Below are 8,011 nucleotides of genomic sequence, written 5' to 3'. Positions count from 1 at the left end.
GTACGTCCAGCGTTCTGCAATAGATAGGTGCGTATGGCAATCGCCAAGGCCTTCGCCGCTTCGGCTGGCTGACTCTTGGCCTCGCGCTGCAGCACCCGGGCTACGTATTCCTCGCGATCAAGACGAGCGATCAGTCGTGGCTGCCCTGCGTCCTGTTGAAGGTAGAGGTCACCACTGCTGTCGATATCCAGATCATTGCCGTTGTTGAACACCGCGCGGTAATGCCCTTGCAGTGCCCCCTCCGGTGCCTGGGCTCCGGTTGTTGTGATAACAGCCTTCAAGGGATAGCGGGCAAACAGGTCGACTTCCACGCAACGGCCAGCGTCTTTCGGCCAAGGTGCGGGCAGGAAGCGGCCGAGCACATCCGCGTAATGACGCAGCACCATCTGGCTGGTACCACGCCCGCCCACCCAAATGGGTGTTCCGTCTTGTAGCCAGCCAGCAAAACCACCCTGCCGCGCCTTGGCGTCACCATCGGCCAACCAGCTCCAGGTCTTGATACGCAGACGCCCGCCCAACGTACCGACCGCCTGGCCGTCAGCGGCGTCGAGCACCACATCCAGCAGTAACTGCCGTGCCTGCTGCTGGGCGGGCAACGTGCGCAGCGCACCAAGCAACTGCGCTACCGGCACACGAGTCTGCGGCTGCAACTGATCGAGGCTGACCAGCCATGACGGCGCATTGCGGGACTGCCAATAAGCGCGCCACTGCCCGGCGTCGATTTTCAGCCGGCGCGGTTCGAAATACAGGCCGCAGGAATGCACCAGCGCAGGGTCGCGAGCAATGCTGCCCCCTGGTGTACAGCAGTAAACCTCGTCTCGGTCTTCCCCTTGGCAGTAGTAGGTCGGCTCATGCTGATCGGTATCCACCAACCAGGCATAGACGAACAGCTTCCACAGACTGCCCAGGGGCGTTTCCAGGTCAGCCGGCAGCGGCGCCCGGCTGATCGCCTGGGTGGTGTTGAACTGCACCAACTCGTAGCTCTGGCCATGCTGCCAAGCCAGGCGCAGCGGTGCTTCCTGTGCCTGACAGAGAACAGGAAGCGCCAAGGCCACCAACCACAATAGGTAACGGGTCATGTTACTTGACCGTGACCTGGCCCAGCGCCGGCTTATTCTCTTGCGCCTGGTGCTGTGGTGAATACAACTGGGTGTAGCGCACGGGCGGCAGGTTGAACTGGCCCTTCTGCGAGAAACGAATCAGGTGGCGGAATCGCAGCTCACCGCTGAGGCTGTCGACAGCGATACCGTACGCCAATTGACCCGGCTCAAAGCGCGCCTTCTCCAGCGGAGCAGCATCGGCTGCGCCCTGCCCCATCAGCTTGATGCCCCAGGTAGTGCGCTCCACATCAGCCCCCGGCGGCAGCGGAACCTCGAGCATGCCGAAATTCAACGGGGCACCCTTGGTGCTGACGGTCACTTCATCCAGATACAGACTGTCGCTGGCCAACGGTTTGTTGCCAACGGCTTCCAGCTTGAACGTAAACGCTTCATCCCCAGGGACCAAACGCAGCAAGCGGCGCTTGACCACCACAGGCAGATCGCCGGGCGTAGCCTGCTTGGTGGCGAACGTCAGCAACGCACGCGCAGGGCGCTCGCTGCTACCGGTCAGGCTCAATACGGCCGGAACGCCGCTGCCCTGCCACTGCCAATAACCGTTGCCGGTGGCGCCCTTCCCGGCTTGCCAATCGGCAGCCGGGGCCAAGGTGGAGCCTTTGTCTGTCTGTTGCAGGTTATGCGCAAGCCAGGTTAGCGCCAGCGCACGCTCCAGCGTGGATTGCTGCGGCAACAGGCGCTGCAACAGATCCCGCGCCTGATCGGCATTGACCGGTTTCAAGGACAGGTCCAGTGCCGCCGCAAAGGGCTGCGCGCTGGTGGCGACGCGTTGACGGGCATCATCCAGTTGGCGTGTGAAGGCTTCCGGTTGCGCAACCTTGGCTTGCTGCGCCAGCCCGGCAACCAGCACCCTGGCGCTGGCCAGCCCAAGGGCAGAGTCCGGCGCCGACATGATCACGCTGTCCTCGCCATCATCCAGCAAGCTGGCGTTGGTGCCCGGGCCGGCCTTGGCCAGGTCATCCATAAGACCGCTGAGCAATGTGTTGACCGGCAGTTGCATCTCCCGCGCAAAGGACAGGATCAACGCACGCTGCAACAACGGCGTCATCGCTGCCCGCTTGCCGTACACATCCATGACGCGTTGCCAGTGATCAGGCGGCAGCACCAGCCCCAGCGCCTTGCTGGCATGCCAATCGGCATAGTAGGCATAAGCGGTCAGGAACGCATCGGGCGCAGCATCCTCGCCCCACCACGTGAAAGCCGCTTGCGGGCCGGCCATCTGGATCAGACGCAGACGGCTGTTCTGCATGATCAGGCGCAGACGATCACGCACGCTGGCATCACTGCTGAACGTGGGGTAAACGATGCTCAACGGCAGCAGCTGACTGGCCGTCTGCTCCACACCGCCCCACGGGTATTCGAGCAAGTCGTCGAGGCTGGCACGGAACAGAGCCTGCGGGCTGTCGTCCAGGCGCAGGCGGATGTTGCTTGCGTCCGCCGGCAGCGCCAGGGGGATGTCGCCTGCGGCCACATCCAGCGCCTGGGTGTGCACGGTCTGCCAACCATCAGCGACGGTGGTGATACGCACGGCCAGCGCGTCCTGGGTTTTGCCATCCTGTTGCAGTTCGGCTGTCAGGTCCTTGCTGCCCGAGGGTGCCGGGGCAGACGCTGGCAGCGGGACGTAGTTGATGCCTTTATTCAGGGTCAGCGGAAGACGCTGGTCCTGGCCGTTGCCGTGGACAACCAGCTCAACCTTGACCGGCTGTTCGGCATCGCTGAAGGCAAACAGCCCCAGGTCGGGTTGGTCGCCCGCGCGGAACCGGGTAGGCCCACTCCACTTCAGGTACAGCGGTTTAGCCGAGCGCACGAACTGCTTCTTCTGGCCTACCTGACCTTCATCAGCCATCGCTCGCGCGGTGATGCGCCAGCGCGTCAGCGAATCGGGCATGCGGAAGGTGAACCGCGCCTTGCCGCTGGCATCGCTGACCAACTCGGGCTGCCAGGCTGCGGTATCCACGTCTTCGCGACGTGGCCGCTCCAGCACCTTGACCCCGCGCTCGCTGCGGTTGGCCTTGCCCGGGGCGGTAGGGCTGCCGGGCAAGGCCACGTCATAACTGATAAAGGAAAGGCTGGCGCTGGTCCGCACATTGTTGCGGCGCGGGTGATAGAAGAACTGGTCGATGCCCGGGGCTATTTCCGGTTGCAGGGCATAGACCATTTCATCGACGACACTGACTGTCAGATGCGCAGGAACAGGCTTGCCAGCGAATTGAGTGCTCAGGTCGACCGTCACGGTATCACCCGGCTGGTACTGCTCCTTGTCCGTGGCGATGGCAATGTCGATCTGCGGCGCGACGACCTTGATACCGGCATTCTGGAAGCTGTACTCCCCGCCCTTGGTGTAGAGCACCGAGAACGTCAGGTTGGGCGCAAAGGCATCTTTGACGGGTATGTGCACGCGGTACTGCGTGGGGCTGATGGTGTCGATTTTCAGCCAGTCGCCGCCCTTGGTCAGCAAGGCGGTGGCTTCGACCTTGTCACGCTCCAGCGACAGCAGTGCATCGCTGACCGGCTCAGGGAAGGTGATCAGCGCCAGGGCTTCGTCGCCTGCCTTGTATTCGGGCTTGTCCAGCACGATCTCGACGGTACCCGGCACGGCCTTGACGCCATCACCGGTCACCGAATGGCCGGTGGCACCAAGAACGCGCTGGTGCTCGTCGATCACGTTGAGGTTATAGGTACCCGGGCGGTCGAAGGCCACGCTGAATCCACTGTCACCTGCCGCCAGCTTGCCGCCACCGGTGCTCTGGTCTTCAAGGCGGACCCACGTGTAGGCGCTTGGCTTGATGGAGGTGGGTTGTTCGCTCTTGTACGTGAACGCAACCTTGTCGCCGACTGCACTGAAACGCTCGGGCGCTGCCAGCTGGTACTGGGCCGCGCCGCGCTCGATAAGGATTTCCTTGGTGGTCTTGACCCGGTACGCGGCGCCGTCGCTGGCAAACACAGTGAGCATGTAGCGGCTGGGCTTCTCGGCCGCCGGCAATTCGATGCTCGCGTAGCCCTTGGCATCGGTGGTCAGTTCGGTACTGGTCAGCTCGATGGGGAACTGCCCCAGGTACTGCAGTTCGTTTTCCACCATCGACAGTTGCTGGGCGCGCAGGCTCAGGGTCAGGCGCGCGTTGGCCACCGGCTTGCCATCGGGGTACATCAATAGCAGCTTGCCCTTGATCGGCTCGTTGGTGCGGAAATCCTGCTTGGCCAGATCCAGGGAGATTTCAAAGTGCGGCTTTATATACTCGGCCACACGGAAGGCGCTGCTGTAGGTCTGGTCACGATAGGTGAAGCGCAGCTCGTAGCCACCGGCGACGGCATTGTCCGGCAACTGGAAACGCCCCTGGGTACCGGCCTTGGCATCCAGGTTCAGATCCATGCCTTGCAAGGTGGTGCCGGTCGCGTCGATGACGCTGACGTGCACCGCACCAGCCGTCGGCGACACCGAATCCCGGGCGTTCTTGAACTCCCGCCCAACGATTTTCATCGATACCCAGTCACCCGGGCGGTACAACGGCCGGTCGGTGAAGGCATAGAGTTTGGTGTCGTAGATTTCGCTGTCGTAATAGAAGTTCTCGGAGACGAACACACCGCCTTCGGCGTCTTCACCAATCACGTACGAGCGCTCTGGGCTGGCGTGCTGGAGGCGCAGCAAGCCATCGGCATCGGTTTCGCCGCTGCTCATCACGCCCAGGCCATCGGTCCACAGCACCTTGACCTTGGCCACCGCGCTACCTTCATGCTTGCGTGCCGCCCACACCAGCAACTCGTCACCGGCTATCTTGCTGACCGCCACGGTGTTGGACACGAATACCACGGTAGTCGCGCGGTACTTGCCGATCAACGCTTCCACCAGATACAACCCCGGCTTGAGCTTGCCCAGCGGGATGTAGACATTGCCTGGCGACACGCTGATGAATTCGCTGGACGAGCCGGCCAGATCAACCCCCTTGGGCGGTTGGATCGGCTTGGCCTGCCACAACGGATAGCGGAACTGAGTCACCAGCGGCAGGCCGGGAATGGGCGCGTACTGGGGCTGGGCGTCGTACTGGGTGGGGTTGGCAATGACGTTGCCCATCTTCAATTCGGGCACCTGGTCGGTGACTTCCTTGCGCGATTCATAGGAAAACGCACGCTGCATCACCCGCCGGGATTTGCGGTACCAGTTGTCCCACAGGTAGGCCAGGGTGTTGGATAGCCCCTCACCTTTGAACTGACCTTCGCTGACCACGCGGTGCAGGTTCTTCTGCCGCTTGAGAAACTCCAGGGGCTGGTCGATGCGGTACACGCGGATGTCCGCGCCACCGTATGGTTCCATGCGGAACCGGCGGTAGTCGCGACCTGGCGCCTCCAGGCGCACCATGGCCTGTTCATCGGTAGCGAAGCTGCTGTCGGCCAGCAGGAAGAAACTCTCCCCCGCCAACGGCGCATAGTCGCTGGCCGGCACCGAGTCCTCGGCGCGAGCCAGACCCAATGGCGCCAGCAGGCACAAAAGCCAAAGGCACACGCGCACCATCAGGGCAGTCCTCATCGCAGGAAATTGAGCCGATACACACCGATGAAATTCGGGTTGGCTGCGTCGGGTATCCATCGGGTGTCCTTCCATGTCATGAGTTGCTGCACGCTTGCCGAGCGCATGCCGTTGTCGGTGGGGGTGGTGGTGCCGGTGTGATAGGCGATGTTGCGGCCCATCCAGATCATCAGGTGCTGGTCGTCGCCCTGGTCGAAGAACATCAGGTCGCCGGGGCGCGCCTGGTTCAGGTCGCGACTGACCAGGTGGCTGTTGAACTGGATCAGCTTGATGGCATTGACGTAAGGGCCGACCTTGCCGCCGCCCTGCTGCCACTGTTGCGCCAAGCCGCGCTGGGCATCGGTGAGGGCCGACTCGGGCGGCAGGTAGCGGTTGGACAAGCCGTTGGCGCGCAGCCATTTGTCATCGTGAACCTTGAGTGCCTCGTTGGCGGCGAAGCGCACCAGGCCCGCGCAATCCTGCTGGTACCAGCGCGGGCTGGGGCCTTGGGTCAGTTGCTCCTCGGCGATGCGCACGAACCAGGCGCGGAACACCTGTGACTGCTGCGCATCCAGGCCAGGCGTGGGCGCAGCCAGCAGGCGGGCGCTGAACAACAGTGCCAGCAGGGTCAGGCTGATGACCCTCACAGTGCGCGCCACTGCAAGGGCAGCCATTGCCACAGGCCGTCAGGTTCGCTGCCCTTGGGCAGAGTCAGGGCATACTTACCGTAGCCGGCGAGCTTCTGCAGCCTGGGAATAAGATGGGTCTGGGCCGCGTTGCGGAATACCGGTTCCATATCTTGAGGCAGGCTGTCGAAGGTTTCCTGCTGCATCAGCTGCGCCAGTGAATCGGGCCCCAGGTAGATGGGCATCAGCGCATCCTTGGGGGCAATATCGGCCAGCGGCGCGACGTGTTTGTCGAGCGCGGCCATGGCCTTGTCCACCAGTTTGTCGTCCAGGGAGAACAGCAAGGTCGAGCCGTGCCGTGCCAGGCTGACCTTGAAGAAACCCTTGCCGGTGATGCTGTCCGGCTTCTCGGCGTCGCGATTGCGGTACTGGCCGAAATTGGAGCTGACCAGACGCTGCCATTGATGGCCCTGGGGCGCAGTCAGCTCGGTGACCGGGAACTGGCCGCCTGGCACCTTGCTTTCCCAGGCCCCCACACTATTGCCGAACAGCCGACCCAGGTCCGCGTCCAGCTTGTTGCCATCGGCGGTATCGAGGCCAGCCACCAGCAGCGGCGTATAGAGATGCGAATCCGGGTACCAGCACAGGCCGGCAGCACCGCTCATGTGCCCAGTCAGGGCCTTGGCCGTCTGCTCGTCGGCGCCCAGCCTGACCAACAGCGGTTGCTGCTGGTCGGTAGCCAGGGGCAGCGCCACGCAGGCGCTGGCACCCACGGGCATGGCTTGCCAAACCGGGTTGAAATCCAGGTCCGGCGAATTGTCGGTTTCGCGCAGGGCCAGGTAGCTGTGCCAGCCCTTGTCATCCATGTCCAGGCGGATACCGCCAAAGGTAGGGATAAACCGCTGGTAGCCCATGGCAAGGACGCTGGCATTGATGGCAATGCGTTGTTTGAGCCCAGCTTCCATCGGTAGCAAGCCGAACGCCTCGGGGAACAATTGGCTGCCACCCAGCAGCGCAGCCAAGGCCTGGCTGGACACAGCGCCCGGGGCCACGTCGGCAGTGGCGTCGTGGTCGTAGAGCTTGTCAGGGTTGGACAGCACCACCAGCTTGTCGCCACGCGAAGCAAACAATAGCGACTTGCTGGCGTTGTAGGCCAGACGGTAGAGCGGCACGGTATCGGCCCCCACTTTCAGCTCGCCGACCTTGCTCAACTGCTGGTCATCCAGCGCCACCTGAGCCAGGGGCTCGAGCAGCCTGGCCAGCCCGCCACGGTCCATCACCAGCACGAAGTCCTTGAGACGGCCATCGGCACCGCGCCACAAGGCGACACTGGCCGGCTGGTCGAACAGCGCTTCGATCAAATCATCCTGCAGCTTGAGGTCGTGCTCATAGATGATGCGCCGCAGACTGCCGATCAGGCCCAGGCGATCGCCGTGGGTCTCGTAATAGAAGACGAAATCCTCGGTCAGGGTTTCGCGCAGGAACGGCACACTCAACAGGTCACGAGGTAATTGGCTGAGTGAGCGGGTTTCCAGCAGCGCATCGGGATGGCTCAAGCCAAGCGGGTCCATGGCCAGCGCCTGCTCCACCGGTTTGGGCTTGTGCAGGTACAAACCCAGGCCGCCCGCCGCCACTGCCACCAGACAGAGCCCAAGGGCCAGCAGCGTGTTGCGACGCTTGCCGGTGGAAGGTGCGGGGCCTGGTGCAGGCGCGGCCGGTACAGCTGTGTTTTCGCTCATGTTCGCAAAGCCCGATTCATCCATGCGGTG

Annotated in this window: 4 protein-coding genes (1 of these 4 running past the window's edge); all 4 read right to left on the bottom strand. The window is 63.2% G+C overall.

Annotation, left to right across the window (positions count from 1 at the left end; all coding sequences use genetic code 11):
• Tightly spaced (at most 1 nt apart), the 4 genes in view from ACZ9GA_RS32025 to ACZ9GA_RS32010 form a layout consistent with a single transcriptional unit that may run on beyond the window.
• On the bottom strand, nucleotides 1–1,079 hold the 5' portion of the coding sequence (locus tag ACZ9GA_RS32025; RefSeq protein WP_457358085.1) for a DUF2300 domain-containing protein. It extends 568 nt beyond the left edge of the window; 1,079 of the gene's 1,647 nt are visible here — the first part of the coding sequence; the start codon lies at nucleotides 1,077–1,079; the stop codon falls past the left edge of the window.
• Nucleotide 1,080: 1 nt separating this feature from the next.
• The gene (locus tag ACZ9GA_RS32020) at nucleotides 1,081–5,637 is read right to left on the bottom strand and encodes an alpha-2-macroglobulin family protein (RefSeq protein WP_457358087.1); all 4,557 of its coding nucleotides are present in this window, start codon (nucleotides 5,635–5,637) and stop codon (nucleotides 1,081–1,083) included.
• Nucleotides 5,634–6,290: a DUF1175 domain-containing protein gene (locus tag ACZ9GA_RS32015; protein ID WP_457358089.1), complete on the bottom strand. Its 657-nt coding sequence runs from the start codon at nucleotides 6,288–6,290 to the stop codon at nucleotides 5,634–5,636. Before ACZ9GA_RS32015 ends, ACZ9GA_RS32020 begins: the two co-directional genes overlap by 4 nt.
• A complete protein-coding gene (locus ACZ9GA_RS32010; protein WP_457358091.1) occupies nucleotides 6,260–7,981 on the bottom strand; it encodes a DUF2138 domain-containing protein in 1,722 nt (573 codons plus the stop codon). Before ACZ9GA_RS32010 ends, ACZ9GA_RS32015 begins: the two co-directional genes overlap by 31 nt.
• Between the last annotated feature and the right edge of the window lie 30 nt (nucleotides 7,982–8,011).

The sequence above is a fragment of the Pseudomonas sp. TE3644 genome (assembly GCF_056278815.1).
The sequence above is the reverse complement of the archived record's forward strand: the minus strand, read 5'-3'. Positions and strand labels throughout refer to the sequence as shown.